22 protein-coding genes are annotated in these 25,483 nt (G+C 71.5%); 6 read left to right on the forward strand and 16 right to left on the reverse strand.

Annotation, left to right across the window (positions count from 1 at the left end; all coding sequences use genetic code 11):
- Positions 1-199: 199 nt before the first annotated feature.
- Complete coding sequence (locus M3B01_RS05365; RefSeq protein ID WP_259790036.1) at positions 200-685, reverse strand: pyridoxamine 5'-phosphate oxidase family protein; 486 nt, start codon at positions 683-685, stop codon at positions 200-202.
- Positions 686-982: 297 nt separating this feature from the next.
- Between M3B01_RS05365 and sbnA the strand changes: the two genes are divergently transcribed.
- The 3 genes from sbnA to M3B01_RS05380 are packed head-to-tail and all read left to right on the forward strand — an operon-like array spanning position 983 to position 6,046.
- Positions 983-2,197 carry a 2,3-diaminopropionate biosynthesis protein SbnA gene (gene sbnA, locus M3B01_RS05370; protein WP_259790037.1) on the forward strand — a complete coding sequence of 405 codons (1,215 nt, stop codon included), beginning with the start codon at positions 983-985 and terminating at the stop codon, positions 2,195-2,197.
- Complete coding sequence (locus tag M3B01_RS05375; RefSeq protein ID WP_259790039.1) at positions 2,190-4,358, forward strand: FAD/NAD(P)-binding protein; 2,169 nt, start codon at positions 2,190-2,192, stop codon at positions 4,356-4,358. The genes sbnA and M3B01_RS05375 overlap by 8 nt, the downstream gene beginning before the upstream one ends.
- A gap of 11 nt (positions 4,359-4,369) precedes the next feature.
- Complete coding sequence (locus M3B01_RS05380) at positions 4,370-6,046, forward strand: Y4yA family PLP-dependent enzyme (RefSeq protein ID WP_259790040.1); 1,677 nt, start codon at positions 4,370-4,372, stop codon at positions 6,044-6,046.
- A gap of 205 nt (positions 6,047-6,251) precedes the next feature.
- On the opposite strand, the gene M3B01_RS05385 is transcribed toward M3B01_RS05380, so the two are convergent.
- A complete protein-coding gene (locus M3B01_RS05385; protein ID WP_239551677.1) occupies positions 6,252-7,070 on the reverse strand; it encodes an AraC family transcriptional regulator in 819 nt (272 codons plus the stop codon).
- 134 nt (positions 7,071-7,204) lie between these two features.
- Between M3B01_RS05385 and M3B01_RS05390 the strand changes: the two genes are divergently transcribed.
- Positions 7,205-7,789: a maleylpyruvate isomerase family mycothiol-dependent enzyme gene (locus tag M3B01_RS05390; RefSeq protein ID WP_259790042.1), complete on the forward strand. Its 585-nt coding sequence runs from the start codon at positions 7,205-7,207 to the stop codon at positions 7,787-7,789.
- Between the two features lie 539 nt (positions 7,790-8,328).
- Here M3B01_RS05390 and M3B01_RS05395 read toward each other — a convergent pair.
- The 5 genes from M3B01_RS05395 to M3B01_RS05415 all read right to left on the reverse strand — a co-directional run bounded on the left by M3B01_RS05395 (position 8,329) and on the right by M3B01_RS05415 (position 14,914).
- Entirely contained in the window at positions 8,329-9,591 is a 1,263-nt protein-coding gene (locus M3B01_RS05395) for a phosphatidylserine/phosphatidylglycerophosphate/cardiolipin synthase family protein (RefSeq protein WP_259790044.1), read from the reverse strand.
- A gap of 35 nt (positions 9,592-9,626) precedes the next feature.
- Positions 9,627-11,156 (reverse strand): FAD-dependent oxidoreductase, encoded by a 1,530-nt coding sequence (locus M3B01_RS05400; RefSeq protein ID WP_259790046.1) that lies wholly within the window; start codon positions 11,154-11,156, stop codon positions 9,627-9,629.
- Positions 11,157-11,282: 126 nt separating this feature from the next.
- Positions 11,283-12,482: a Gfo/Idh/MocA family protein gene (locus M3B01_RS05405; protein ID WP_259790048.1), complete on the reverse strand. Its 1,200-nt coding sequence runs from the start codon at positions 12,480-12,482 to the stop codon at positions 11,283-11,285.
- Positions 12,479-14,368: a beta-galactosidase family protein gene (locus M3B01_RS05410; protein ID WP_259790050.1), complete on the reverse strand. Its 1,890-nt coding sequence runs from the start codon at positions 14,366-14,368 to the stop codon at positions 12,479-12,481. The genes M3B01_RS05405 and M3B01_RS05410 overlap by 4 nt, the downstream gene beginning before the upstream one ends.
- 96 nt (positions 14,369-14,464) lie before the next feature.
- Positions 14,465-14,914: a serpin family protein gene (locus M3B01_RS05415; protein ID WP_259790052.1), complete on the reverse strand. Its 450-nt coding sequence runs from the start codon at positions 14,912-14,914 to the stop codon at positions 14,465-14,467.
- Positions 14,915-15,086: 172 nt separating this feature from the next.
- On the opposite strand from M3B01_RS05415, the gene M3B01_RS05420 reads away from it, so the two are divergent.
- Entirely contained in the window at positions 15,087-15,578 is a 492-nt protein-coding gene (locus tag M3B01_RS05420) for a DUF3592 domain-containing protein (protein WP_259790054.1), read from the forward strand.
- On the opposite strand, the gene M3B01_RS05425 is transcribed toward M3B01_RS05420, so the two are convergent.
- From M3B01_RS05425 to M3B01_RS05450, 6 genes are all read right to left on the reverse strand, one after another.
- Positions 15,568-16,578 (reverse strand): carbohydrate ABC transporter permease, encoded by a 1,011-nt coding sequence (locus M3B01_RS05425; RefSeq protein WP_259790056.1) that lies wholly within the window; start codon positions 16,576-16,578, stop codon positions 15,568-15,570. The genes M3B01_RS05420 and M3B01_RS05425 overlap by 11 nt on opposite strands.
- A complete protein-coding gene (locus M3B01_RS05430) occupies positions 16,575-17,459 on the reverse strand; it encodes a carbohydrate ABC transporter permease (protein ID WP_259790058.1) in 885 nt (294 codons plus the stop codon). The genes M3B01_RS05425 and M3B01_RS05430 overlap by 4 nt, the downstream gene beginning before the upstream one ends.
- Complete coding sequence (locus M3B01_RS05435) at positions 17,456-18,787, reverse strand: ABC transporter substrate-binding protein (RefSeq protein WP_259790061.1); 1,332 nt, start codon at positions 18,785-18,787, stop codon at positions 17,456-17,458. The genes M3B01_RS05430 and M3B01_RS05435 overlap by 4 nt, the downstream gene beginning before the upstream one ends.
- Before the next feature lie 618 nt (positions 18,788-19,405).
- Positions 19,406-20,254, reverse strand: a complete 849-nt coding sequence (locus M3B01_RS05440) for an aldo/keto reductase (RefSeq protein ID WP_259790062.1) — start codon at positions 20,252-20,254, stop codon at positions 19,406-19,408.
- Between the two features lie 89 nt (positions 20,255-20,343).
- Positions 20,344-20,892 (reverse strand): NUDIX domain-containing protein, encoded by a 549-nt coding sequence (locus M3B01_RS05445; RefSeq protein ID WP_193865639.1) that lies wholly within the window; start codon positions 20,890-20,892, stop codon positions 20,344-20,346.
- Positions 20,889-21,398, reverse strand: a complete 510-nt coding sequence (locus M3B01_RS05450) for a PTS sugar transporter subunit IIA (protein ID WP_259790064.1) — start codon at positions 21,396-21,398, stop codon at positions 20,889-20,891. The genes M3B01_RS05445 and M3B01_RS05450 overlap by 4 nt, the downstream gene beginning before the upstream one ends.
- 86 nt (positions 21,399-21,484) lie before the next feature.
- Between M3B01_RS05450 and M3B01_RS05455 the strand changes: the two genes are divergently transcribed.
- Entirely contained in the window at positions 21,485-22,441 is a 957-nt protein-coding gene (locus M3B01_RS05455; protein WP_259790066.1) for a sugar-binding transcriptional regulator, read from the forward strand.
- Between the two features lie 125 nt (positions 22,442-22,566).
- On the opposite strand, the gene M3B01_RS05460 is transcribed toward M3B01_RS05455, so the two are convergent.
- From M3B01_RS05460 to M3B01_RS05470, 3 genes are all read right to left on the reverse strand, one after another.
- Positions 22,567-23,475, reverse strand: a complete 909-nt coding sequence (locus M3B01_RS05460) for an aminotransferase class IV (protein ID WP_259790068.1) — start codon at positions 23,473-23,475, stop codon at positions 22,567-22,569.
- Between the two features lie 115 nt (positions 23,476-23,590).
- A complete protein-coding gene (locus tag M3B01_RS05465; protein WP_259790069.1) occupies positions 23,591-24,820 on the reverse strand; it encodes a hypothetical protein in 1,230 nt (409 codons plus the stop codon).
- Between the two features lie 141 nt (positions 24,821-24,961).
- Positions 24,962-25,441 carry a hypothetical protein gene (locus M3B01_RS05470; protein WP_259790070.1) on the reverse strand — a complete coding sequence of 160 codons (480 nt, stop codon included), beginning with the start codon at positions 25,439-25,441 and terminating at the stop codon, positions 24,962-24,964.
- Between the last annotated feature and the right edge of the window lie 42 nt (positions 25,442-25,483).

Below are 25,483 nucleotides of genomic sequence, written 5' to 3' on the forward strand. Positions count from 1 at the left end.
GCGCCGACGGAACAGGGAGGATGTGCCCGGGACTCACTTCGACTTGGTCATCTGGGGGCCAATGAGCGCGTCATTCGCCCCCAGATGGCACAGTCGATTCTCCAGATGGCGGGTCGGATCGTGAACCGACCCACGACCCTCAGCTCGCAGCGCGCCCACGACCGTCGACTCACCTCGCCCACGGCCCTCAGCTCACAGCTCACAGCTCGGTGGTGCCGGTCCCGCCCGGGGTGTCCCCGCCGGTGACTTTGGCCTTGAGGATCTGGGCCACACCTGCGACCTTGCCACCGGGCAGGCCCCAGTACTGTGCGGACTCACTGGTGACCAGCACCAGGGCCAGGTTCGGATCGTCCACGCCGTCGGGGAAGTAGCTCTTGGCGGAGTCGTCCCACAGCTCGGCGATCTTGGCGCGGTCCTCGACGAACTGGACCTTGCCGGCCACGGACAGCCAGGATCCGGCCTCGGAGACGTTGAGGTTCACCTCGGGGCCCTGGCGCAGGGCGTCGGCCTGATCGCCCTGCAGGCCCACGAACAGCCACACATCGGCATCGTCGGTGACGTCCTGGACGGTCATGGGGTGGGACAGCAGCTTGCCGTCGGCGCGGGCGGTGGTCAGCATGACGATGCTGGTGCCGCGCAGCTTCTCGACGACGTCCTGCTGGGTGAAGTCCTGGTCGGTGCTCACGGTTCCTCCATCGGGTCGAGCGGGTGGTCGAACGGGGTGCGGACCACTGGGCCACACCTGGATGAGCAGGTGCTGCCACGGCGGGCGCCGCGCCCGGTGACGCGTCGACCGTAGGCTCCGCACCTGCGACGGGCACCCAGGAACCCGACCGACCGGTCCCGGGATGCCAGGCAGCTCGTCGCGCACTCCGGCGGCCACCAGCACCCTTCGGGACCGGATGCGTGTGCCACGCCCCCTCGACCATTCGGTCACAGCAGGCCGTCCGTTCATGGGGCCTGCATGTCGTAGCGTGGCCAGGTGACCCACTCCTCCGGCTCCCCGCAGCGGGAGCACACCACCGGCTCCCCACAGCGGGAGCACACCAGCAGCACGCCCGCGGATGACCGGCCGCCCGCCGCCCCCACCGAGGCGGCCACCAGCGGACCCGACATCCCCGTCGGCCTCGACAACGCCCCGGAGGGCCCGGGTGTCTCCGCGGCGGGGTTCGCGGCCCCCGTGCCCGCGATCGTGGCCGGGATCAGCGAGGCCATCGGGAACACTCCCCTGATCCGTCTGGACTCCCTGTTCCCCGACTCCGGGGTGGAGATCCTGGCGAAGCTGGAGTCGGTGAACCCGGGCGGCTCCACCAAGGACCGGCCGGCTATGGGCATGGTGCGCGACGCCCTGCAGACCGGGCGACTGGCCCCCGGCGGCACCGTGGTGGAGTCCTCCTCCGGCAACCTGGGCGTGGCCCTGGCCCGTGCCTGCAACGCCCACGACGTGCGGTTCGTGTGCGTGGTCGACGCCCGTACCAACGCCACCACCGTGCGCACCATCCAGGCGCTCGGCGGGGAGATCGACCTGGTCTCCGAGCCCGATCCAGCTACCGGTGACCTGCTCACCGCCCGCTTCAACCGGGTCAAGGAGCTGCTGGAGGAGATCCCCGATGCGGTGAACCTGTACCAGTACGGCAATCCCGCCAATCCCCGTGCCCACTACGACGGCACCATGCGGGAGATCGCCGAGGCCACCGGGCACCAGGTGGACGTGCTGATGGCGGCGGTGTCCACGACCGGAACCATCGGCGGCTGCTCCGCGTACATCCGCGACCACGACATGAGCACCCGCGCGATCGCGGTCGACGCGGTGGGCTCGGTGCTGTTCGGTGGCACCGCCGCGCCCCGCCCCCTGCCCGGCATGGGTGCGGGCGTGGTCACCGAGCTGTCCCGCCAGGTCGAACCCGATCAGGTAATCCGCGTGGAGGGCCTGGACTGCGTGGTGGGCGCCCGGCACCTGGCACGCAGCGAGGGCATCCTGGCCGGGGGCTCCACCGGCGGCATCGTGCATGCCCTGGGCGGGCTGATCCCCAGCCTCGAGCCCGGCACCCGCGTGGTGTTCGTGGTGCACGACGGCGGCGTTCCCTACCTGGAGACCGTGTACGACGACCAGTGGGTGCGGGAGAACCTCGACGCCGACACGGACGCGATCGCGGAGGGGATCGAGCAGCTGCGCAGGACCGCCCGCCGTGACTGAGCAGCCCTCCGTCCGGGCCGGCACGGCCCATCCGACCGGCACGGCCCATCCGGCCCGCAGCGACGGTGCTGCCCGCCCGATTCGCGACGACCGCACTGCACCGCCCATGGCAGCCGCTGGCACACCGCTTCGCCCGGCCGCCGATGCGCCGCTGCGGATCGCCGTCGTCGGTGCCGGACCGAAGGCGCTGTACGCGCTGGAGGAGCTGTCCGCGCTGCTGGATGCTGCGCGCTCCGCCACGGCCGCCGCCGACGACGCGGGAGCTGCGGCCTCCGAATCGTCAGCAGCATCCGGCCTGACCGTGACGGTGATCGATCCTGTCGCCGTGCCGGGCACGGGCGCCGCCTACCACCCCGGCCAGCCGCACCACCTGCGGCTGAACGTGACCGCGGCGATCCTGGATGAGCCCGCCACCGGCGACTTCCCCGCGTACCCCAGCTGGGTGCAGGACCCGTACCCGCAGCTGGCCGACGAGCCGTACCCGCCGCGCGCGGTGGTCGGCGAGTACCTCGCCCAGCGCTGGCAGCAGATGATCCATGGTCTCTCCCGCCATGCCCGCGTGGAGCACGCCCGGGCCCGGGTGACGGACCTGCGGCGCGAGGGCAGCGCCTGGCATCTGACCACCGACGCTGCTCCCGCGGACGTCGGCCCGGTGGACGAGGTGCTGATCGCCACCGGTCACGCCGCCGGCCACCGGGGAGCCCTGGTGAACCACTGGAGTTCACCCCTCCCCCTGGTCCCGGCGGTGCTGCCCGCTGAGCGGATGCTCAGCGCCGCGCACGTCCCACCCGGTTCCCGGGTCGCGGTGCGCGGCGGGGCGCTGACCTTCATCGACGCCTGCTTGACCCTCACCGAGGGCCGCGGCGGCACCTTCACCGAGAGCACCGAGGTCGACGCGAGCGGCGGCACCGAGGCGGATGTCCCTGCCCGCCTGGTGCACCATCGCGGGCCGCACGAGCCGACCGTGATCCGGCCGATCACCCGGCAGGGTCTGCTGCTGGATGCGAAGCCGGACCCGGGAACACCCCTGACCGAGGTCGGCGAGCGCGCCGTCGAGCAGGCCCGCGCCCGATTCACCTCCGGCCAGGGCATGGGGCCGGACGCGGTGCTGGCGATCGTGGTCGATGCCGCCACCGCCATGCTCGAGGGGACATCCGCACCCAAGAAGCACGCCAGCACCTCTGGACGGGATGCGCGCGATACCGTCGCCGGTTCTCGCGCGGCCGTCGAGCACACGCTGAGCACCGGTGCGGAACCCGATCTGCCCCGTGGCCCGGGGCGCGCCGAGGCGGCGCTGCGTCGCAGCATCGAGACGGCCCAGGGCCACCGCTCGCCCGGTCCGGCCTGGGCGCTGGGCCGCGTGTGGCAGACCCTCTACTCCCAGATCTCCGCCGCCCTGCGCGGCAGCGACGCAGCCGAGGAGGAGTGGGCGCGCTTCCGGCAGGCCGCCCAGGTGCTGGAGCGCTTCGCCTTCGGCCCTCCGCTGGTCAACGCCCGCAAGCTGCTGGCGATGATCGACTCCGGCGCGGTGGACCTGTCCTGGATGGATGGTGGGACGGGCATCGACGGCAACGGCATCCATGAGGCGCCGGTGGCCGAAAGCTCCGATGCCACTGCCACTGGCCGGCACGATGACGGCACTGCCGCTGGCCGGCACGATGACGCCACTGCCACCGGCCGGCACGACGACACACCGTCTGGCGGCGATGTCGACGTGGTGATCGACGCGGTGCTCACCCCGCCCGGTCTGCTGAACCTCACCGACGAGCTGGCGGGGTCGCTGCTGCGCCGCGGCCTGGTGCAGGTGCGGCCCGGCAGGCGGGGGGCGATGATCGACGAGGCCGGCTCCCCCGTCGGCCGCGATGACGCGCCACTGGTCGCCCCCGACGGTCGGACCGTGGCCGGGCTCGCGCTGATCGGGCGGCCCACCGAGGACCATGTCATCGGCCACGACTCGCTGAACCGCCACCTGCACCACGAGGGCCGATGCTGGGCCCGACGGATCGCGGAGCGCATCACGGGCGCTGACGACGCCGCTCCCGCCGTAACGGCCGCTCCCGCCGTAGCGGCCTCCCCAGCCGTACCGGCGGACGGATCCGCTCCTGCCATACCGACAGAAGGATCTGCTCCTGCCCCCGCCCCCGCTGTCGCCCCCGAGTGAGAGGACCTGCTGTGACCGAGGAGCCCACCCTGCGCGAGGCATGCCAGGGAACCCCACCGCTGTCGGCCCGTCTGGAGCCGTGGATGCATGAGCTGCTGGCGGACCCTGCGACCTGCAGCTCGCTGCTGGAGCGCTACGGGAGCCCGCTGAACGTGCACGACTTCTCCGCGCTGCCGCGCAACGCCGCAGAGCTCACGGAGGTGGCCGAGGCCTCCGGGGTGGACCTGCGGATCTTCGTGGCCCGCAAGGCCAACAAGACCCTTGGCATGGTGCGGGCCGCGCATCGCGCCGGGCTGGGGGTCGACGTGGGCAGTGAGCGCGAGCTGGGCCAGGTGCTCGAGGCCGGTGTGCCGCCGCATGACGTGGTGGTCACCGCGGCCATCAAGCCCGATCCGGTGCTGCGCCTGGCCCTGGAGTCCCGCTCACTGCTGGTGCTGGACAACCTCGACGAGGTGGCCGCCTCCCGGAGGGTCGCCGAGCAGGTCACCGGCGCCCGGAGCGCGGCACCAGGTCGCCCCGCGGACGGGGCCTCTGGTGCCCCCGAGCCGTTCCCCGTGGCGCTGCGCCTCGCGCCCAGGCCCAGCAATCTGATCCCGCCCACCCGCTTCGGGGAGTCGGCCCGCACCTGGCTCGAGCTGATCGACTCCGGCGGCCTGGGCGACCTGCTGCGGGTGGACGGTGTGCACTTCCACCTGCACGGCTATGACCCGATCGCGCGCGCCACCGCCCTCGGGGAGGCGCTGGAGCTGATCGACGCGCTGCGCGAGCGCGGCCTGGCCCAGGACGGCGCGTTCGTGGACATCGGCGGCGGCATCCCGATGAGCTACCTGGACGATGCCGGGCAGTGGGACGCCTTCTGGCAGGCCCACGACCGGCAGGCCTCGGCGTCGGGCCCCGGCGGGGGTGCTCGCGCGGCCGACGATGACCGGCCCGCGGCTGCCCCCGACGCCGGCGGGGACGCCCCCACCGCCCCGCTCACCTGGCGCGGGGAGCCGCTGCGGCAGGTGTACCCCTACCACCAGCAGGTGATCCGCGGGCCCTGGCTGGAGCGGCTCCTGGGCCACGAGATCCGCCCGGGTGTCACTGCTGGGCAGGCCCTGCGAGAGCGCGGGGTGCAGCTGCGCTGCGAGCCGGGCCGCTCCATGATGGACGGCTGCGGCATGACACTGGCGAGGGTCATCCAGCGCACCAGTGCCAGCGACGGCGTGCCCCTGGTGGGGCTGGAGATGAACCGCACCCAGTGCCGCTCCACCTCCGACGACTTCCTGGTGGACCCGATCCTGGTGCGCACCGGCGAGGACGGCGGCCGGAAGCGCTCGGGCCCGTTCGAGGGGTTCCTGGTGGGTGCCTACTGCATCGAGGCCGAGCTGATCCAGCGTCGGCGCCTCGCGTTCCCGCAGGGCGTGGCCGTGGGCGACGTGATCGCCCTGCCCAACACCGCCGGGTACCTGATGCACATCCTGGAGAGCGCCTCCCACCAGATCCCCCTGGCCTCCAACGTGGAGCGCGTCGGCGGTCGGGACGCAGGCGGATCCGGAGGTGACCACCCCAGCGCAGAGGTGGCGGACCGCAGCAGGACGGGCGGCACGGACCACAGCAGCACCGCCGTCGAAGGCAGCGATCCCCGTCCTGATGTGCCCGGGTTCAAGCGCGACGGCATCGACCGGGTGCTGCCCATCCGGGCCTGATCCCCCGCTTGAGAGCCCCGGACATCCCCCGGTGCATCCCAGGGCCAACCCCGTACCGCGCCCGACCCGCCGCTCCCTAGCGTGCCGGCGGGCGTGGCCATCGGTGCCGGTCTGGCGCTGAGCATCGGCGCGGCGATCGAACTGGTGCGCCGACGTCGCACTGTCCACGCAGCGGCCGGTGCTGTCGCCACCGGGCGAGCCGGCCTCACACATCCCGGAATCGACCGGCGAACTGCGCCGGGGTCATCCCGGTGGTGGTGCGGAAGTCGCGGGAGAAATGGGCCTGGTCGGCGTACCCCAGCTCCGCTGCGACATCGGCCAGGCGCCCTTCCCTCTCACGCAGGCGGCCGGCCGCCTCGTGCAGGCGCCGGCGCCGAATCAGCCAGGCAGGGCTGAGGCCCAGGCGACGTGCGGTGAGCCGCTGCAGCGCGCGCTGCCCGATGCCGAACCTCTCGCACAGCTGCCCCACGGAGACCACGGCAGGATCGCTCTCCACCGTCTCCACCAGGGCGTTCACCAGCAGGGACTCCTCATCGGGCGCACCCAGGGACGCCACCCTGGACTCCAGCTGCTCCTGGCAGCGTGCGTGGATCTCCGGGTCCGACGGGTCCGCTGCCATCAGCGCCGTGATCTCGGCGGTCAGTCCCCGCAGCGCTTCCACATCGTCGAGACCGCACCAGCTGTCGGTGAGGGCGGAGACCGGCCCGTCGAGCAGGCGCGCCCCGGCGGCCGGCGCGAACATCACTCCGAAACCCCAGCCTCGGCCCCGCAGCTCCGTCACGGACAGGCCGCGCGTGGGCCCGGCGAAGCGGGAGTAGGCCGGGGTGGTGATGGCCAGGCAGATCGGGTACTGCAGCACCTTCTGCACGGCCGCATCGCCCTCCGGCACCTCCCACACCGGCACCCAGTACCGGCGGATCCACGGCGTGAGCTGCGGCGCGGGCGCGTACCGGGCGATGGCGAAGGTGCGATCGGCGGGATCGCGCAGGTGCGCCCGCTCCACGTCGTCCTCGGGCCTGGCCATGGGCACACGATAGAGGCCGCCCCGAGACGGTGCCGTCGGAAAAGTTCAAGACCTCCGCCGTCGGCCCCGCCTACAGTCGCGGCGACGCCCCGGGGCACCTGCGCTCCGGTCACCGCACAACCACGGAGGACACCATGGGACAGGCACCACCGACCTCGATCCAGCAGACCTGGCGCGAGCACGAGAAGCCGTTCACGGCCGTGATCACCCAGGTGCGTGACTGGGACGCGCCCAGCCCCTGCGAGGGATGGGCCGCCCGCGACGTGCTCGCCCATGTGATCGACACCGAGCGCGACTTCCTGCGGGATCACGGCCATCCCCTGCCCGACGGCGCACCCGCCGACAGCAGCGGCTCCGCCGTGGACCAGGAACCGTCCCAGAGGTGGTTCGCCCACGCCGCTGCTGTCGATGCGCTGCTGGCCGACGAATCGATCGCCGACGAGCGCTTCGACGGCTTCTTCGGCCCCACCACCATCGGGGATACCTGGGCCCGCTTCTACTGCTTCGACCTGCTGGTGCACCGCTGGGACATCGGCACCTCCCAGGGCCTCCGGGTCGACCTCAGCGACGAGGAGCTCGCTGCGATCGACGACGCTGTGGACGGCTTCGGTGAGCACGCCTACATGCCGGGAATCTTCGGCCCACCGGTCGAGGTGGGCACAGATGCGTCCCGTCAGGTGCAGGTGCTGGCACGCACGGGGCGGCACGCGACCAGCTGACGGCGCGGCCATGCACGGGGCGGCCTGGCGCTCGGCGGCCCGCGACCTGCTGACGGCGTTGCCAAGCGCAGGGCGGCCTCGCGCTCGGCGGCACGCGACCTGCTGACGGCGTTGCCAAGCGCAGGGCGGCCTCGCGCTCGGCGGCCCGCGACCTGCTGACGGCGTTGCCAAGCGCAGGGCCGCACGCGAGCCGGTGGCGGCGCGGCCTCGGTCTGACCCGACGCGACAGGAGCTGTTCTGACGGATGCGCTCACCTGACGTTCCTGCGGGAACGTGAGGCGCCCGACTGTCCCCGGTTACGGGCGAGTACCTTCCAGGATCTGGAAGCTGGCGGCACGGAACTAGCGGATCACCCGGCTGCCCGATGCCCAGGCCAGCACCTGATGGCCAGGCCGGCACCTGATGGCCAGGCCGGCATCTGATGGCCAGGTCGGCACCTGATGAGCCACCCGGCTGCCCGATGGCCAGGTCGGCGCCTGATCGGCCGCCCCGAATGCCTGATGGGCCAGTGAACGGAAGGCACTGCCCGCCCCGTCGGATCAGAGGAACGGACGCAGCGGGATCAGCGCGGTCTCGGCCAGGCGCGCCATGCGGTGGCGATCACGCCATCGCGGAGAGGTGAGCACCTCGCAGTGCTCGGAGTCCCGCTCGAACACCGTCTCCATGTTCGCGGCGAAGTCCTCGTCGATGATCTCCACGTTGGTCTCGTAGTTGAACGAGAGGGACAAACGGTCGATGTTGGCGGTGCCCACGGTGGACCAGATGCCGTCGATGGTGGCCGTCTTGGCGTGGATCATCGCGGCGTCGTACAGCAGGATCGTCACCCCGGCCTCGAGCATCTGCCCGTAGAAGCCGCGCGAGGCGAAGTCAGCCACGATGTGGTTGGACTTCCCGGGCACCATCACACGTACGTCCACCCCGCGACGGGCGGCCTGGGTGAGGGCGTGAAGGATCTGCTGGTCGGGGATGAAGTACGGGGTGGTGATGTAGATGTGGTCGCTGGCCCGCTCGATGGCCGCCAGGTACAGCTGCCGGATCGGGTACACCAGCTGCACCGGCAGGTTCGCCGCCACCCGCACCTCCGGATCCCAGCTGTCCGGCGGGATCCAGAGGATCTTGTCGTCCTCCTCGGCGTGCTCGTTCCACGCTCGCTTGATGGAGTTGCGCAGCCCCCACACGGCCGGCCCCTGCTCACGGATGTGGGTGTCGCGCCACTGCCGCGCGTAGAGGTCACCGATGTTGTAGCCGCCGATGAAGCCGGTGTGGTCATCGACCACCAGGATCTTGGAATGGTTGAAGCCGGTGTGGCGCAGCAGGCCCTTCCAGTACGGGCGTGCGATGGCAGGCAGCCGCTTGACGCGCACCTTGTCCGAGAAGCCTGCGTAGAATCGGCGCGGCACCACCAGGTTGCCGAAGCCGTCGTACAGCACGCGCACGTCCACTCCGCGGTCGGCGGCGCGGTTCATGGCGTCGATGAAGCGCTGGCCGACCTCGTCGCCCTTCCAGATGAAGGTCTCCAGCAGCACGCTCTCGCGGGCCCCGTCGATCGCCTCGATCATGTCGTCGTACACCTCGGAGCCGGAGGTGTACAGGGTGATCCGGGAGTCCTGCACCTGCGCCTCGAAGGTGCCCGGGCGCGGGGCCTCGCGCTCCTTGCGGGAGCGGCTCTTGACGCCGTCCACGGCGATCAGGGCGGCCGCCGCGGTCAGGGGCGGGACTGCGGTGACAGCTGCGCCGATCGCCGCCACCCGTCGCAGCGGTCGCTCGCCTAGAATCGCACGCACGGTGTTCAGAGTCGCCATGTGCTCAGCGTAGAGGGGCTTCTTGAGCCCCGCACTCAGGCGGGCTCGTCATCGACGGGTGCCAGGGGCCTGGTGGCGGGCCCTTCGAGGATCTGGCCGTCGGGGGCGAAGCGGGAGCCGTGCAGGGGACAGTCCCAGGATTTCTCGGCATCGTTCCAGGCCAGCACGCCGCCCAGGTGCGTGCAGATGCCGGAGACCCGGCAGGTGACGCCGTCGATCGTGGACTGGGCGACGGGCCTGCCACCGCGTCGGCCCACGATCCCGGAGCCGTCGGCAGGCTCCACCTCGGGCAGTTCGCGCAGCTCCCCGCGCGCCCAGCCGGAGGCCATGTGGGCGCCGACGGATGCGTTGCGGGCCGCGCCCGTGCCGAGGCTCTTTACGCCGGGCCGGGCACCGTCGAGCGGTTCCAGCCAGGCCGGCGCCTGCCCGGCCTCCAGGCCCGAGATGGCGAGTGCCGCGGCGACCGCGCCGGTCATCCCCCACTTGCTGTACCCGGTGCCGACGTACGCGGTGGAATCCGAACCGGGCAGGGGGCCGATCAGGGGCAGGTGGCCGGCCGGATGGTAGTCCTGGGCGGCCCAGGCGTGAGTGCGGCGGGCACCGGGCACGTGCTGTTCCGTCCATCGCTCCAGGTCCAGGACCTGCTGGGCGGTGGAGCTCGTGCGGCCGGTGACGTGGTCGTTGCCGCCCACCAGCAGCAGCTCGCGGCCATCGTGGGGCACGGAGCGCAGGGTGCGCACCGGGTCGTCGGCACTGATGTGCATGCCGTAGGGACGGAAGCCGTCGCCCACCTCGAAGGTGAGGGCGTAGGAGCGGCGGGCCTGCATGCGCACCGAGTACCCGCCTCGCTCGGTGAAGGGCACACCAGTGGCCAGCACCACCTTCCCGGCACGCACCTGGCCAGCTGTGGTCTCCAGAGTGAAGGGGCCGCGGCGGGGAACGGAGGTGACGCGCACGCCCTCCACCAGGGTGCCGCCCAGCGAGACGAACTCGGCGGCGAGCGCGCTCAGCACGTCCATCGGGTCGAACTGGGCCTGGTCCTCCAGGACCGCGGCACCGGCCACCTCGAAGGGCAGCTCCAGGCCGCCTTCGAAGCGGGCGTCCAGGCCGGCCTCCTGCGCCGCCTCCAGCTCCGAGTGCACGGAGGACAGCCCGGACTTCGTGGTGGCGTAGGTGGTGGCGGGGCGGTGCTGGACCGGGACGTCGTGGGCGCGGCAGAAGTCCAGCAGCCACGACTGACCGTCCCGTGAAGCCTCCACGTACGCCCGCGTAACGCCCGGCCCGTGCTGGGAGCGGATCTGGCTGAGCACGGTGCCCTGCAGCAGGGACAGCTTTGCGGTGGTGTTGCCGGTGGCGACCGCGCCCACGCTGCGGGCCTCCAGCACGGCGACCTGCAGGCCCTGGTGGGCGAGCATGAGCGCGGTGGCCAGGCCGGTCAGTCCGGCTCCGGCCACCACGACGTCGAAGGACGGGTCTGCGGGCAGTTCTGCGGTGCGGATGCGGTGGGGGTCATGGGAGTCCAGCCACAACGATCGCATCGTCGGCTTGGTCGGCGAGTGGGACATCGGGAGCCTCCGCCCTGATCGGTGACGGCCGTCCCTGGTGGACCGGCCGCGGTCCCCCAGCCGATCAGAACCGCCCGGAGAAGGCAACGATCCGGTCGGAACGGGACCGACCGGTCGCATCGCGCCTCAGGCCTGCCCGCTGTCGAAGTAGTCGCGCACGTCCTGCGGGACGGCCGGCACGTCGTAGGGCACGCCGCCGTTGCGGATCGACTCGGCGCCCAGCACGCCCGTGGCCACGGCCTCGCGGGCCGCGACCGCGGAGACATCGGTGGCGCCGCCGTCACGGGCGAACCGCAGGAACTCGGCGATCAGGTTCGGGTCCGCCCCGCCGTGGCCGCCGTCACCGCGGTCGATGACCTCCACCGCGTCAGGCCGGCCGGCACCGGAGTAGCGCGACTCCCAGATGTGGATCTGGTCGCCGCCACCGTCACCCATGTTCTCGATGCGTCCCGCGTCCCCGATCACGGTGTAGTTGCGCCAGTAGTCGGGGGTGAAGTGGCACTGCTCGTAGGAGGCCAGCACGCCGTTGTCCAGGGTCATGTTGATCATCGAGATGTCCTCCACGTCGATGACGGGGTTCATCTCCTTCTGGGCGGTGGGCGGCCAGATGTCGGCGTCGTACCAGTCCCACATGCGGCGGTCGGAGTTGTCGCGGCGATCGGTGATGTCGCCGTACACGGCCAGGTCACCGATCCCGGAGACCCGGCGGGTGTAGCCGCCGGCCAGCCAGTGGATCACGTCGATGTCGTGCGCGCCCTTCTGCAGCAGCAGGCTGGTGGCCTTGGCCCGCTCGGCATGCCAGTCCTTGAAGTAGAAGTCGCCACCGGCGCCGACGAAGTGGCGGCACCAGATGGCGCGCACCCGACCGATGCGGCCCGAATCCACGATCTTCTTCATCTGCCGGATCACCGGCATGTGGCGCATGTTGTGCCCCACGTACAGGCGGGCCTGCTTCTGCTTGGCCATCGCCAGCATCGCGTCGGTGTCCTCGACCCGAATCGCCATCGGCTTCTCCGAGAAGGTGGCGATGCCGGCCCCCAGGGTCTTCAGGGCGATCTCGGCGTGCGCGTAGTCCGGCGCCAGGATCATCACTGCGTCGACCTCGTGCTCGGCCAGCAGCTGGTCCACGTCGTCCACCAGCGCCACGTCCTCGCCGTGGCGCTCACGGGCGAGGTCCTTCCCGCGCTGGGTGGGCTCGGCGACCACGGTCACGCGGGAACCCTCGCCTGGCTTGTGGGCGTGAGTGGCGAGCGTGGAACGCGCCCCGTAGCCGATGACGCCGATGCGTAGGTCGTGCGAGTGCTCTGTGTCGTTCACGGTGGTCACCTTCCCGTCGTGCGGCCGCCGAAGACGTGCTCCTCGACCAGCGCCAAGCGCGTGGGCTGCTTCTCGAGGTCCAGCAGCAGCACCTCGTTGCGCCCCTCGCGGATGACCGGGGCGGGCACGTACAGCGACTGCTGCGGGCCCACGTTCCAGTACCGGCCCACGCAGAACCCGTTGACGTAGGCGACGCCGTGGCCGGCATCGGAGACGTCCAGGAAGGCGTCCTTCTGCTCGCTCGCCTCGAAGGATGCCTGCACCAGGACGGGCAGCGTCACGTCGTCCTCGGCGCCGGGCTCGACCGCGGCGGCACCCGAGGCCAGCGCAGCGAGCTCCTCGGCCATGTCCTCCAGAGGCCATGGATCCGCCTCCCAGTGGTTCAGGAAGCGGATGATCTGCCAGACGCCGCCCAGGATGCCCTTGCGCTCCCCCAGGCTGGGGCCGAAGTTGATGCGGCCCAGGTTCTCCACCAGGATCTCCACCCGCACGGTGCGGTGGCCGCCCTCGGGCAGCAGGCGCTCGGCCAGGTGGGCGAGCTCCACGGTGGCGGGGAACTGCTTGTCGGCCTCCGCACCGAGCACGGCATCGGCACCGGCGGCACCGGCGTAGATGCCGTCCACGTACACCCAGGCACGGTCGTGCAGGTCGTACAGGTGCAGCGGCGCGATCGAGGGGCCGTCCTCGCCGTCGTTGCGGGTGATCTCGATGTCGCGGGACAGGCGCAGCAGGCCCCGCTCCAGCCCCAGGTCCTCGAAGGACGGCGGCTTCGGGTACACCTCGGCACCGCGGGTGAAGCGCTCGGTGCTGCGCAGGGCCACCGTCCTGTCGATCGTGACCTCGCCGGCGGGCAGGGCCGCGGGCTCGGCGTCCAGACCCAGCTGGGCCAGGTGCTCCTCGAGCGCGGGCAGCTGGCGATGCTGCGCGATGACCTCGCGGAAGGCGCGGAACTTCTCGGTGAGCCGGCCGTTCTCGGCGATCGGGGCGTCGTAGTCGTAGCTGGTGGTGGTGGGGCCGTAGGTGCCGTGGTGGTTGGCCCCGGCCGACATCCCGAAGTTGGTGCCGCCATGGGCCATGTAGAAGTTTACGCTCATGCCGTTGTCCAGCATGTCGGCCAGCTCCGAGGCAGCGGTCTCACCGGTGCGGGTGTGGTGCTCCTCGCCCCAGTGGTCGAACCAGCCGTTCCAGAACTCCATGCACATCTGGGGCTGGCCCGGCAGCTCACGCTCGGCCATCTCCAGCACCTGCAGGGTGCGAGAGCCGAAGTTCACGGTGGCCAGCGCTCCCTCGATGGTGCCGCCGGTGAGCCACATGCGGGCGGGCCCGTCGGAGGTCACCAGCAGTTCGTCGATGCCGCGCGCACGCAGGCCGTCGCGCAGGTGCGCCAGGTACTGCCGGTCGTCGCCGTAGCTGCCGTACTCGTTCTCCACCTGCACCATCACCACGTTGCCTCCGCGGGAGGCCTGCCGGGAGGCGATCACGGGGATCAGCAGGTCGAACCAGGCGTCCACCAGCGCTAGGTAGTCGGGATCGCTGACCCGCAGGCGCAGGTTGCGGTCGCGCAGGATCCAGCCGGGGAACCCGCCATTTTCCCACTCGGCGCAGATGTAGGGGCCCGGCCGCACGATCGCATCCAGCCCCTCCTCCCCGGCGATGTCCAGGAAGCGGCCCATGTCCGCGATGCCGGTGAAGGTGGTGGTCTCCGGATCGGGCTGGTGCAGGTTCCAGGCCACGTAGGTCTCCACCGTGTTGCAGCCCATGGCGACCAGGCGGCGCAGGCGGTCGCGCCACTGCTCGGGGTGTACGCGGAAGTAGTGGATCGCACCGGAGATCACCAGGTGCTTCTCACCTCCGCGCAGGAAGCCGTCGGCGGTGGGTTCGAGCAGGGCGGTCATCGGTGGTCTCCCTCGGTGTGAAACGAATAACGCGGTCCAGTCTGACAGGTCCCATCGGGTGCGGGAAGTCCGATCAGTCGCCGGGATGCCCCGTTCTCACCTGGTCTGCGTAGGATCGCCGATCCAACCCAGCACCAGTGGTGCCATCGTCGAGGTCTCGTAGGCGAAGAACAGGAACGGGGAGTCGAGCACCAGCTCCTTGGGATCCTCCGGCGCTGCGGCCTCCTCCATCCCCACGGCTGTGGCAGCCGCAGCCTCCATGCCCTCCGCGTCCACGGTGATCACGGCCTTGTGCACCACGCCGCTGATCAGCAGCTGCTCCTGCGTGGTGATCCCCGAGAAGTCGGCCCCGTCGGTGAAGGCCAGCTCCATCCCCAGGCCCTGCAGCAGCGCGGCCAGGGAGGTCTGCCATTCGATGTCGAAGGCAGGGAGGCTCAGGTCGACCACGTCCGGTCCCTGCGGGCCCTCCAGCACTGCTCCGAGACCAGCGTCCGCTCCAACGCCGTCTGCCGCCTCGGCCAGTTCGTCCATGCTGCCGCCGAGCACCTGCTCCATCTGGGCGCGGACCGAGCGCCGCCCTGGCCAGGTCGCAAGCAGGTCACGTTCGGTGCGTCTGGTGGTGCACCGGCCTCTCTGCTCAACTCCCGGCCTCTTGGACCTACTCCCGGCGACGAGCCCGGTGTCGTGCGAATCTATGAGGATGTCGAGGAAAATCTCGATGCCCATGGGGCCGCCGCGTTGGATCCCCTGGGTCTTCATGGGTGTGGCCGTGATCCTGTTCGCGGTCGCGGCGGGCTTCGCGCTGAACAATCTGCGCTACCGGGATGCCGAGACGGCCACCGGCACCGTCATCGAGCACGTGTACTCCCCCATCCGCAGTGAGGACGACGACGGCCGCTCCAGGACGCGCGATGCCTGGAAGGAAGTGGTCCAGTGGACGGACGTCGACGGCGAGACGCACACCATCGTGGGCGACGTCTCCAGCACCCACCCCAGGGCGATAGGCCGGGACGTCACCGTCCAGTACTTCCCCGACGACGTGGGCAGTGCCCGACTGGCCGGTTTCTGGGATCAATGGCTGGTCACGGTAATAACCGTTGGCATGGGCCTGCTGTTCGGCCTCTTCGGCGTGGTGTTCCTGAGCATCTTCCGCCGCCCGGCACGGGGTGACGGCCTTGGCGGATCGGCGCCGCAGGCTCTCAGCCCTTGACCGAGCCCTCAGTGAGACCGCCGCGCCAGAAGCGCTGCAGCACCAGGATCAGGATCGCCAGCGGGATCACCGACAGCAGGGCACCACCGGTGGTGAGCTGGAAGAACTCCGGCAAGCGGTCCGTCTGCGCCCTCCAACTGTCCAGACCCAGGGTGATCGGGTAGAGGCGCTCGTCGGCCAGCATCACCAGCGGCAGGAAGTAGTTGTTCCAGATCGCCACGAACTGGAACAGCAGGATGGTGACCACGGCCGGGGTGAGCTGCGGCAGCGCCAGCCGGTGGAACAGCCCGATCTCGCTCACGCCGTCGAGCCGGCCGGCCTCCAGCATGGAGTCCGGCACCGCGGCGCCCGCGTAGATGGCGGCCAGGAACAGACCGAAGGGGCTAACCAGGGAGGGGATCAGAACCGACCAGTAGGTATTGGTCAGCCCGATGCTGGCGAACAGGAAGAACAGCGGCAGCGCGGTGGCGGTGCCGGGCACCAGCACCCCTCCCAGCACGAAGGCGTACACGAACTTCCGGCCCGGAAAGCTGTACTTGGCCAGGGCGTACCCGGCGGCGACCGCGAAGTACGTGGCCAGCAGTGAGCCCACCCCGGAGTACAGCAGGGAGTTCAGCGCCCAGCGCGGGAAGATGCCGCCGTTGGCGGAGAGCACCGCGCTGATGTTCTCCACCAGGCGGAACTCGTTGCCGAACCAGAATCCGCTGGTGCCGAACAGGTCCTCGGTGGTCTTGGTGGCGTTGACGACCACCCAGTACACCGGCACCAGGAAGTAGATCGCCACGATCGTCAGCACCGCGGTGACGATGATCGTGGTGGCGGGGCTGCGACCCGCCGCGCGGGCCCCGGAGCGCTCGTCGGCCCCGCGCTTGCCGGCCCCACCGGCGCGGCGCCTGGGCGTGCCTGCACCGGCGGCACCAGAGCCTGGGCGGTCGGTCTCGAGGGTGCCGGTCGCCTTGCCGGCGGCCAGCGCGTTCTTGGAGGCGTCGGTGGCGCTCATCGCTTCCTCTCCGCCCACGAGGAGACCCCCAGGGCGATGGCCGACAGGACGAAGGCGGAGACCGCGATGATCACGGCCTGGGCGGCTGCCATCCCGATCTCGTTGTACTGGAACGCGTACGCGTAGGCGCTCATGTTCGGCGTGTACTCGGTGGTGATGCCCGAGCTCATGGTCTGCAGCAGGCGCGGCTCCGCGAACAGCTGCAGGGTGCCGATGATCGAGAAGATGATCGTGAGCATCAGTGCCGGCCGGATCAGCGGCACCTGGATCGAGGTCACGATCTTCATCGCGCCGGCACCGTCGATGCGGGCCGCCTCGTACAGCTCACCGGGGATCGCCTTCAGCTGCGCGATGATGATCAGCATGTTGTAGCCGGTGTACGTCCAGGTCACGATGTTGGCGATGGACCACAGCACCACGTTCGGCCCCAGGAAGTCGATCTCGATGCCCATCCAGCCCAGCACGTCCACGATGGGGCTGAGGCCCGGGATGTACAGGAACGACCACAGGATCGTGGCGATCACGCCTGGGATCCCGTAGGGCAGGAAGTACGCGGAGCGGAACAGGCCCGGCCACTTGGCGGCGGCGCTCTCCAGCAGCAGCGCCAGGATGGTGGCGGCCACGATCATCACCGTCACCTGCACGATCCCGAACAGCATCATGCGGCCGATGGATTCGATGAAGTTCTGGTTGGACAGCGCCGCTGCGTAGTTGGAGAACCCGGCGAAGGTGCTCTCCGTGCCGTCCTCGCCCAGCAGGCCGCTGCGCTGCACGCGGGTGAAGCTGTAGCCCACCGCCATGATCACTGGGACGATCATGGTGGCGATGAACAGCACCAGGAACGGTGCCATCAGGATCCAGGGTGCGGTCTTGGTCCTCATCGTGCCTCCTCCGCGTTCAGTCCGTTGCCCTGCATGATCTCGACGATCTCGGTCTGGGCGTCGCCCAGCAGGTCCACCAGGGGCCGCTCTCCGTTGATGGCCGCGGTCATGCCGTTGCCGATGATGTCCATGACGCGCTGCATCAGCGGCGCCCAGGTCCATTCGAGGTTCTGCCCCTCGGCCATCGGGACGATCACCTCCTCGTTGTAGTTCTGCCCGGAGAAGAACTCGGAGGGCTGCTGACGGGCCTCGCCGATGTAGTCCGCGGCCGGGGACCAGCCGATGCCGCAGAACTCGATCATGGCGTCGATCCCGGCCGGGTCGGTGCACATCCAGGTGCAGAACTCGAGCGCCTCGGCGGGGTGCCGGCTGGTGGACAGGATCGCGGCGGAGGAGCCGCCGTGGGCGCCGGAGGCGTAGCCGTCCTCCCAGGTGGGCATGGCTGCGGCCGCCCACTTCCCCTCCGCGCCCGGCACCGCCTGGATCAGGGCGTCGCCCCAGGATCCGCAGATGGCGCCGACCACGTTCCCCTCGCCGGCGGCGGCCATCCAGGGGGTGGAGAAAGCGCCGTAGCCGGTGCCCACCAGGCTGTCGGCGAGGATCCCGTCCCAGTACTCGGCCACCCGCATCGAGGGTTCGCCCACCATGTCCACGATCCAGCCGTCCCCCTCGGGGCGGAACCAGTTGGCACCGGACTGCATCATCCAGCCCACCAGGTAGGAGCCGTCGGTGGGATCGAGGGTGAGGAACTGCTTGCCGGCGTCCTTGACGGCGCCGGCGACCTCGCGGAACTCGTCCCAGGTGCCCGGGGGCTGGAGGCCCAGCTCCCCCTCGAGCACCTCCCGGTTGTAGTAGGTGGCCATGGGTCCGGTGTCCTGCGGGACGCCCCACACGGACTCCCCCACCTGCGCCTGCGCGTAGGCGCCGGGATCGTAGGCGTCCTCGTTCTCCTGGATGCCGTAGCGGGTGAGGTCCACCAGGGCCCCGGCGAGGGCGAACTCCGGCAGGGAGCGTAGCTCCACCTGGGCGATGTCCGGCCCACCGCCGGCGGCGACGGCGGAGAGGATCTTGGCGTACCCACCGGCGTTGCCGCCGGGGATCCACACGGCCTCCACCCGGATGCGGTCCTGGCTCTGGTTGAAGACGTCGGCGACCTTCTGCAGGTCCTTCAGCCACGCCCAGTAGGTGACGGTGACGGGCCCATCGGCAGGCGGGATGGTGGGTTCAGCGTTGACGGTGCCGGGGTTCGGCGGGGCGCAGGAAGCCAGGGCCGCGGTGAGCGCGGCACCCGATCCGACCAGCGCACTTCGCCTGCTGAGTCTTCTCATGGGGGCTCCTCGTGGTCGTTCCGCATCCACGGGGCGCCGGTGAGGGGGCTCGGGCGCGCCTCGTCGATGAGGTGGGGATCACATCGTACCAACGGGGAGTCGGGACCTCCGGGACGGTCAGGACACCGAACGGCATCGATCGGAGGCAGGCCCCACGTCCGGACCCGGCGCGTAGGCTCGACGACGAGCCCGCACCTGTGGGCCACGGCGAGGGGCGCGACGGTTGGGCGCACGCCGGTGGGGGGCGCGACGGTGGGGGGCGCGACGACGAAGGACACGACGGTCAGGGACACGGACACATCGGCTAGGGGCACGGCCGCGTTAGCCGACCCCGGTCGCCCCTGAGCGTCGTCCCCGGCCCCACTCCCGGGGTTACGGGTGGGTACGTTCCACGAACTGGAAGCGCACCACCCGGTACCGGAAGCGCACCACCCGGTACCGGAAGCGCACCACCCGCTGCCGCTCGCTCACTGGGATCAGCCATGTCAACCTGGGGCTGATCCGGGCGGTCGACGCCATCACCGGCGACACCCTGGAGTGAGCCTCGGGCGCCCCGGCCGCCGTCCGGCAGATGGGGCGCCCTCCCGCGCCCGTGCGGGTCCTGCGCGGCCGCGAGCCTCAGGCCCCCTGGTGGCCGGAGAACTCCGCGGGGGGGCCGCCGCGGCGGCCCTGCTCGCCCTTGTCCAGGGCGTTGATCGCAGCGACCTCCTCGGGGGTGAGCTCCAGCTGGAGGGAGGCGAAGTTCGAGACGATCCGCTCGGGGGTCTCGGACTTGGAGATCACCACGTTGCCCTGGGCGAGGTTCCAGGCCAGCATCACCTGGCCCACCTCGGCGCCGTGGGCCTCGGCGATGCCGGTGATCACCGGGTCCTCCAGCTCACCGCCGCCCTGGCCCAGCGGCGACCAGGACTCGGTGGCGATGCTCTTGGAGGCGTGGTACTCGCGCAGCTCGAGCTGGGCGAAGTAGGGGTGCAGCTCGATCTGGTTCAGCACGGGGACCACGCCGGTCTCCTGCTCCAGCTGCTCGAGGTCCTCCACCCGGAAGTTGGAGACACCGATGGAGCGGATGCGGCCCTGCTCCTTCAGCTCCACCAGTGCCTTCCACGTGTTCAGCGCCTCGCCCCTGGCGGGGGCCGGCCAGTGGATGAGGTAGAGGTCCAGCTCCTCCAGGCCCAGGTCGGCCATGGTGGCGTCGAAGGAGCGCAGCGTCTGCTCGCGCCCCTGGTCCTGGTTGGGGACCTTGGAGGTGATGAACAGGTCCTCCCGGTCCACCTCGGTGCGGGCCAGGGCACGGCCCACGCCGGCCTCGTTCTCGTAGCCGCGGGCGGTGTCGATGTGGCGGTAGCCGGCCTCGATCGCCTTCAGCACCACGTCGGTGGCGGTGTCGTCGGAGACCTGCCACACCCCATAGCCGAGCTGGGGGATGGAGCGGCCGTCGTGGAACTCGATGGTGGGCTGCGCGGTCATGATGCTCCTTAGCGGGGACGGGCTCGTCGATCGGGTCGGCACGTGCACCGGGGACTCACCACACTACCGAGCACGCCCCGCGCCGGTGGTCACAGCGGCAGCACCCCCAGGCCGATGGGCCTGCTGCTCGGGTCCGCCTCCAGCCACTGCGCGAGCCCCGGCGGGTGCACCTCATGCTCGGCGAGGTGCCCGATGGGCAGCCAGTCCGTGCCATCCTGCCCGGGATCCGGGTCGCTGCCCGGACCCGGCTCCTGACCGTCGGCCAGACCGCACCAGTAGGCCACGTTGACCTGGTGGAACGGAGGGATGGGCACACCGTCGCGCAGTCGGCTCACGGACTGCACCTCGTACACGCAGGCGACCTGGTGCACCTCGACCTCCGCGCCGATCTCCTCGCGGCACTCGCGGACCAGGGCGGCGACCTGGTCCTCGCCGTGCTCCTGCCCGCCGCCGGGCGGGCCGTGCAGCACGGTTCCGTCCGGGGTGACCACACGGTTCATCAGCACGTGCCCGTCCCGCACGATGAGCGCCTTGACGGCCACCCGGGGGCCGGAGCCGGCGGCGGAGCCTGGCCCGGAACGTGGCCCGGAACCAGGCGCGGGACGAGGAGCCGGTGCTCCCGCGGCGGAGCCCGTCATGCGATGGGGTGTCCGGTCAGGTGCTGCTCGGCCAGGCGCAGCAGCTCGGCCTCGTCGGCTGCGCCGAGCAGCGCCGCGACGGCCTGCTCGTCGGTGAGCATGCCCATCATCCGCTGCAGCGCCGGCACCATCGCCTCGGGATCCGTGACCAGCGGGAGCACCAGCAGCTGCGTCTCGACGGTGTCCGCGGCGCGGCCGCCCATCTCGCCGAAACGCACGGGCCGGGCCAGGGTGGCGACCGCCAGGCAGCGCACGCGCACGTGCTCGGCATCGGAGTGCGGAATCGCGGTGGGGATCCGGGTGGGCAGCCCGGTGGGGAAGCGCTGCTCGCGCTCCCACAGCGCTGCCGGGAAGCTCTCCTCCACCAGGCCCTCGGCCAGCAGGTGGCGGGCGATGGTCCCGAGGACCTCCTTCGCGTCCTCGCCCGGGACTGCGTGCAGCACGGCACGGATGGGCACGGCCTCCAGCGGATCCGCGTTCTCGCTGGGGCGCTGATGATCGGTCATGGGGCCTCCCGGGTCGGTGTCACGATTCTGGCACCCTCGCGGGGCCGACGGGGATACTGGAGTCCCGTTCGCCCGAAGGAGCACCGATGCCGGCACCCCGCGACACCGCACTGGTCGTGCGCGCCGCGCGGCTCTACTACGAGCAGGGCCGTTCGCAGACGGAGGTGGCGCAGGAGCTGGGGCTGTCCCGCTCGAACGTCTCTCGGATCCTCACCCAGGCACGGGAGCGCGGCATCGTGGAGATCTCCATCCACGATCCGGACGGCCCCCCGCGCCATCATCCCGCGGTCGAGGCGGCGCTGCGCGCCCGGTACTCGCTGCGTGAGGCCCACGTGGTCTCCGCCCCTCGCACCCCGGGCCTGGAGGCCGTGGCCAGGCAGGCGTCGGCCCTGATCACGGAGCGGGCCGCCCAGGTGCGCTCGATCGGTCTGTCCTGGGGACAGACGGTCCAGCGGGTGGTCGAGCAGCTGGAGCCGGTGCGCCTGCGGCCGGCGCCGCGGGTGCTGCCGCTGGTGGGCGGGCACTCCACGCTGGACCAGTTCGAGTCCGGCGAGTCGGTGCTGCGGGTGATGGCCTCCCGGTTCGGTGCTCGCGCCGAGATGCTCTACGCGCCGGCGGTGCTGGAGGCGGCCACCACGGTGAGCACGCTGCGGCGCGAGTCGAGCATCGCCTCGGTGCTGGAGGCCGCCGCGCAGGTGGAGCTGGCACTGGTGGGCATGGGCTCCATGGGCATGCACTCCTCCCCGCACATCGTGGAGCAGATGGGGCTGAGCGAGCAGGAGCATGCCGCGTTCCTCGCGCAGGAGCCCGTGGGGGACGTGTGCGGCAGGTTCGTGGACGCCCACGGGGTCCCGGTGGGGGCGCCGACGGACCAGCGGGTGCTCGCGGTGACGTTCTCCGAGCTGCTGCGCATCCCCGAGGTGGTGGGGGTGGCCGCAGGCGCGGAGAAGGCCCCGGGCGTGGCCGGGGTGCTGCGCAGCGGCACCATCGACACCGCCGTGGTGGACGTGGACCTGGCGCGCGAGCTGCTGGCCTCCACCTGAGCCCGACCCCCTCCCCCAGGGGCATCGCCGCTCGACATGGGCGAGGGTGGAGCCGAGCCCGGGCGCAGGCCTGTCAGCGAGAACCCGGGCACCGCACTGTCAGCGAGAACCCGGGCACCGCACTGTCAGCGAGAGGCCGGGTACTGCCCCTTCAGCACGGAGATCAGCTGGGCGGTGCGATGGGCATCCACGGTGAGCCGGGTGTCATCGAGGCGGGCGATGGGCGCGGCCAGACGACTGGAGGACAGCAGCCAGGCAGCGTCGGCCGAGGCCACCTGATCGGGGGTCATCAGCTCCTCGCGCACGGTGGCTCCCTCGGCCCGCAGCACCTCGAACACGGAGGCGATGCTGGTGCCCGGCAGCACTCCGGCGTCGGCGGGGGTGGTGGTCCAGGTGTCGCCGTGCTGCACGAGCAGAGTGGAGGTGGGACCCTCCAGGCAGTAGCCGTCGGTGCTCACGAACAGCACGTCGTCGGCGCCGCGGCGCACCGCCTCACGGGTGGCGGCCATGTTGACGGCGTAGCTGAGGGTCTTGGCGCCCGGCAGCAGCCAGGGGCTGGTGCGAGGCACGGTGGTGGACAGCCCCCGGTCCAGGGTGACCACGGCGATGCCCTCACGGCAGCGGGACCAGTCCTCGGCGGTGCGGGCATGTATCCAGGCGGTGGGAGTGCCAGAGCCCTCCACGCCGCGGGTGACCATCACCCGCACCGTCAGCTCGGGCACGGGGGCATGGGCGTCGATCGCCGCCTGCACGGCCTGCGCCAGCACCGTGAGATCCAGGGCGGGCAGCTCCACCAGTTCGGCACTGCGAGCCAGTCGGCGCAGGTGGGGGTCCAGGTTCACGGGGGTGCCGTCGAACACGCCGATGGTCTCGAACACGCCGTCCCCGCGAGTGGCCACCAGGTCCGTCACCAGCAGCTGCGGCTCGTCGGCCTTCCCGAGGCGGAAGGGCTCGGAGCCGTCGGCCGGCGCCCCGGCCGCTCCCATCACCCACACGAGGACGGGGCTGTGGGCGGGCGTGCTGGGCTGTGTCATGGGGGCCTCCGCGTCGGGTTCCCTCCGTGGTGCTCACGGCGGGGGCCGCGACCTGGGCGCGGCCTGGCCCCAGGCTAACCGCACCGGTGCGCGGGGAGAGGGTCATCCACCCGCGTCAGCGGTCCAGGTGCTCGGTGCCGATGGCCTCCCCGGCCTGGGAGCCGGGCACGGCCCCGGAGTCGAACGCGGAGCCCAGCAGGGCCATCAGCTGGTCCCACAGGGAACCGGGCTCGTCCACCGATCCCACGGCAGCACCGATCCGATCGGTGACCATCGAGCCGGCGGAGGCTCCCGCACCGTCCGCCCAGCTGAGATGGAGGAAGGCCCCTGCGCCGACCGCCGCACCGGCATCGGCAGCGCCCCCGGCCGCACCGGCATCGGCAGCGCCCCCGGCCGCACCGGCACCGGCATCCGCCCCGCCACTCCCGGCCTCGGAGCCGCCGCCGGAGCCCGACCCGCCGCCGGAACCGGACCCGCCGCCGGAGCCGCCCGCGGAGTCCCCTGCTCCCGAGCCGCCACCGGAACCCGCGCAGTCGCCGCCACCGGATCCTTCACCGCCACCGGCAGCCCCGTCGGCACCAGCGGCGTCGCCCTCGCCGATCGATGTCCCCACGGCACCGGCAGCCACACCCCCGGCAGCGCCCGCCCCGGTGCCGATGCCCGCGAGGGCGCCCGCACCGAGGCCCGCATGGCCCATCATGTCGTCCAACGGCTCCAGGCCGAGCATGCCGCCGATCTCACGCCCGCCCCCCAGCAGGCTCAGCAGCTGCTCGGCGAGCATCGCACCGGCCAGCAGGTTCCCGATCATGGCGCCGACGGGACCGCCGATCATGCCTCCGACCAGCCCGGCGAGCAGGCCGAGGCGGCCCATCGGGGAGTCCAGCAGGGCAGCCAGCGCGCGCTGCTCGGGAGTGGAGCCGTCACCCAGCAGGGCATCGCGAAGGGCCTGGGCCGCCCCGGAGAGCGCTGCGGCAAGGCCCCCGGCCGCACCCCCGGCCAGGGCTCCGCCCAGGGCAGCGGCGAGACCCGCGCCTGCGGCCACACCGGCCTGGAACGCGTGGGAGGCGCTGAAGAAGTCGATCGTGGAGGCCGCGTCCTGCTCATCGGCGTGCTGGATCAGCAGGCGGGCCCGACGCCGCAGATCGAGGGAGCAGTCCTCCAGGCCGGGGCGCACGACGCCGGCCCACTGGCCACGGAAGCGGTCGGCGTCCTCACCCACCCATTCGACGTCCTCGACCAGCACCTTGAGGCCGCCGTAGAGGTCCTCCAGCAGATCCGAGCGGCGGACCACCATCTGCGCCATCGTGCGCAGGGCCTCGGTGTCCGCCCCCTGGAACCCTGCCATTGCCTGCCCCCTCTGAATCTCTCCGCTGTCCTGCCCCTGACGACGTGTCCCACCGTAGGACCCGCCGGTCACCTGCGCCATGGGGAGGACTCCCCATGGCTGTCCGCCCGCCGACCGTGCGAGCTGGGGCGGACCTCGCACTCACGGGCGAGGGAGCTTCTCCTGCACCCATGCGGGCAGGCGGTCGTCACCGAAGCGCTCGGCCATGTGGCGGGCCACCTGCTCGTCCACCCCGCCCAGGCCGTCGAAGCTGCCCGGATCGGTGTCGTAGTTGAGCTTCGAGCCCAGGGCGATCCGGCTGCGGTCCTCCCCGGTGCGCTCGGCATCCAGGCGCAGGGAGACGAAGGGCTGGCGCTGATCGGCGGCGGCCTGCTGCAGTGCGTCCAGCAGCAGGCTCACCTGCGAATCGGTTCCGAAGCGGGCGTCGCCGCCGCTGCTGGAGCCGTCCGCGTCGGTGACCACGATGCGGCCGGCCCATGCCTCGCCGTCCGGGATGAAGGCGACGGTGAGCTGCTGCCACTGCTCGGTGAGGTCCACCGAGGTCAGCATCACGCGCGCGAGATCCTGCAGCAGCTCGCCCTGCCGCTCCATCGGGGAGGAGTCGTTCTGGGGCTGGGTCATCGGGATCCTCTCGCTTCGTGGTGCGATCGACTCGCGGTGCGA

It is taken from the genome of Brachybacterium sp. p3-SID957, from assembly GCF_025144775.1.
GTDB classification, from domain to species: Bacteria; Actinomycetota; Actinomycetes; order Actinomycetales; family Dermabacteraceae; genus Brachybacterium; species Brachybacterium epidermidis.

Excerpts from the sequence above, each read along its gene's own strand:
- M3B01_RS05450 (WP_259790064.1), bottom strand. The coding sequence starts at position 21,398 with ATGACCGATCATCAGCGCCCCAGCGAGAACGCGGATCCGCTGGAGGCC.
- M3B01_RS05465 (WP_259790069.1), bottom strand. The coding sequence starts at position 24,820 with ATGGCAGGGTTCCAGGGGGCGGACACCGAGGCCCTGCGCACGATGGCG.
- M3B01_RS05430 (WP_259790058.1), bottom strand. The coding sequence starts at position 17,459 with ATGAGGACCAAGACCGCACCCTGGATCCTGATGGCACCGTTCCTGGTG.
- M3B01_RS05395 (WP_259790044.1), bottom strand. The coding sequence starts at position 9,591 with ATGGCGACTCTGAACACCGTGCGTGCGATTCTAGGCGAGCGACCGCTG.
- M3B01_RS05435 (WP_259790061.1), bottom strand. The coding sequence starts at position 18,787 with ATGAGAAGACTCAGCAGGCGAAGTGCGCTGGTCGGATCGGGTGCCGCG.
- M3B01_RS05445 (WP_193865639.1), bottom strand. The coding sequence starts at position 20,892 with ATGACGGGCTCCGCCGCGGGAGCACCGGCTCCTCGTCCCGCGCCTGGT.
- M3B01_RS05390 (WP_259790042.1), top strand. The coding sequence starts at position 7,205 with ATGGGACAGGCACCACCGACCTCGATCCAGCAGACCTGGCGCGAGCAC.
- M3B01_RS05440 (WP_259790062.1), bottom strand. The coding sequence starts at position 20,254 with ATGACCGCGCAGCCCACCATCGAGTTCCACGACGGCCGCTCCATCCCC.
- M3B01_RS05400 (WP_259790046.1), bottom strand. The coding sequence starts at position 11,156 with ATGTCCCACTCGCCGACCAAGCCGACGATGCGATCGTTGTGGCTGGAC.
- M3B01_RS05455 (WP_259790066.1), top strand. The coding sequence starts at position 21,485 with ATGCCGGCACCCCGCGACACCGCACTGGTCGTGCGCGCCGCGCGGCTC.
- M3B01_RS05470 (WP_259790070.1), bottom strand. The coding sequence starts at position 25,441 with ATGACCCAGCCCCAGAACGACTCCTCCCCGATGGAGCGGCAGGGCGAG.
- M3B01_RS05385 (WP_239551677.1), bottom strand. The coding sequence starts at position 7,070 with ATGGCCAGGCCCGAGGACGACGTGGAGCGGGCGCACCTGCGCGATCCC.
- M3B01_RS05425 (WP_259790056.1), bottom strand. The coding sequence starts at position 16,578 with ATGAGCGCCACCGACGCCTCCAAGAACGCGCTGGCCGCCGGCAAGGCG.
- M3B01_RS05420 (WP_259790054.1), top strand. The coding sequence starts at position 15,087 with ATGCCCATGGGGCCGCCGCGTTGGATCCCCTGGGTCTTCATGGGTGTG.
- M3B01_RS05460 (WP_259790068.1), bottom strand. The coding sequence starts at position 23,475 with ATGACACAGCCCAGCACGCCCGCCCACAGCCCCGTCCTCGTGTGGGTG.
- M3B01_RS05410 (WP_259790050.1), bottom strand. The coding sequence starts at position 14,368 with ATGACCGCCCTGCTCGAACCCACCGCCGACGGCTTCCTGCGCGGAGGT.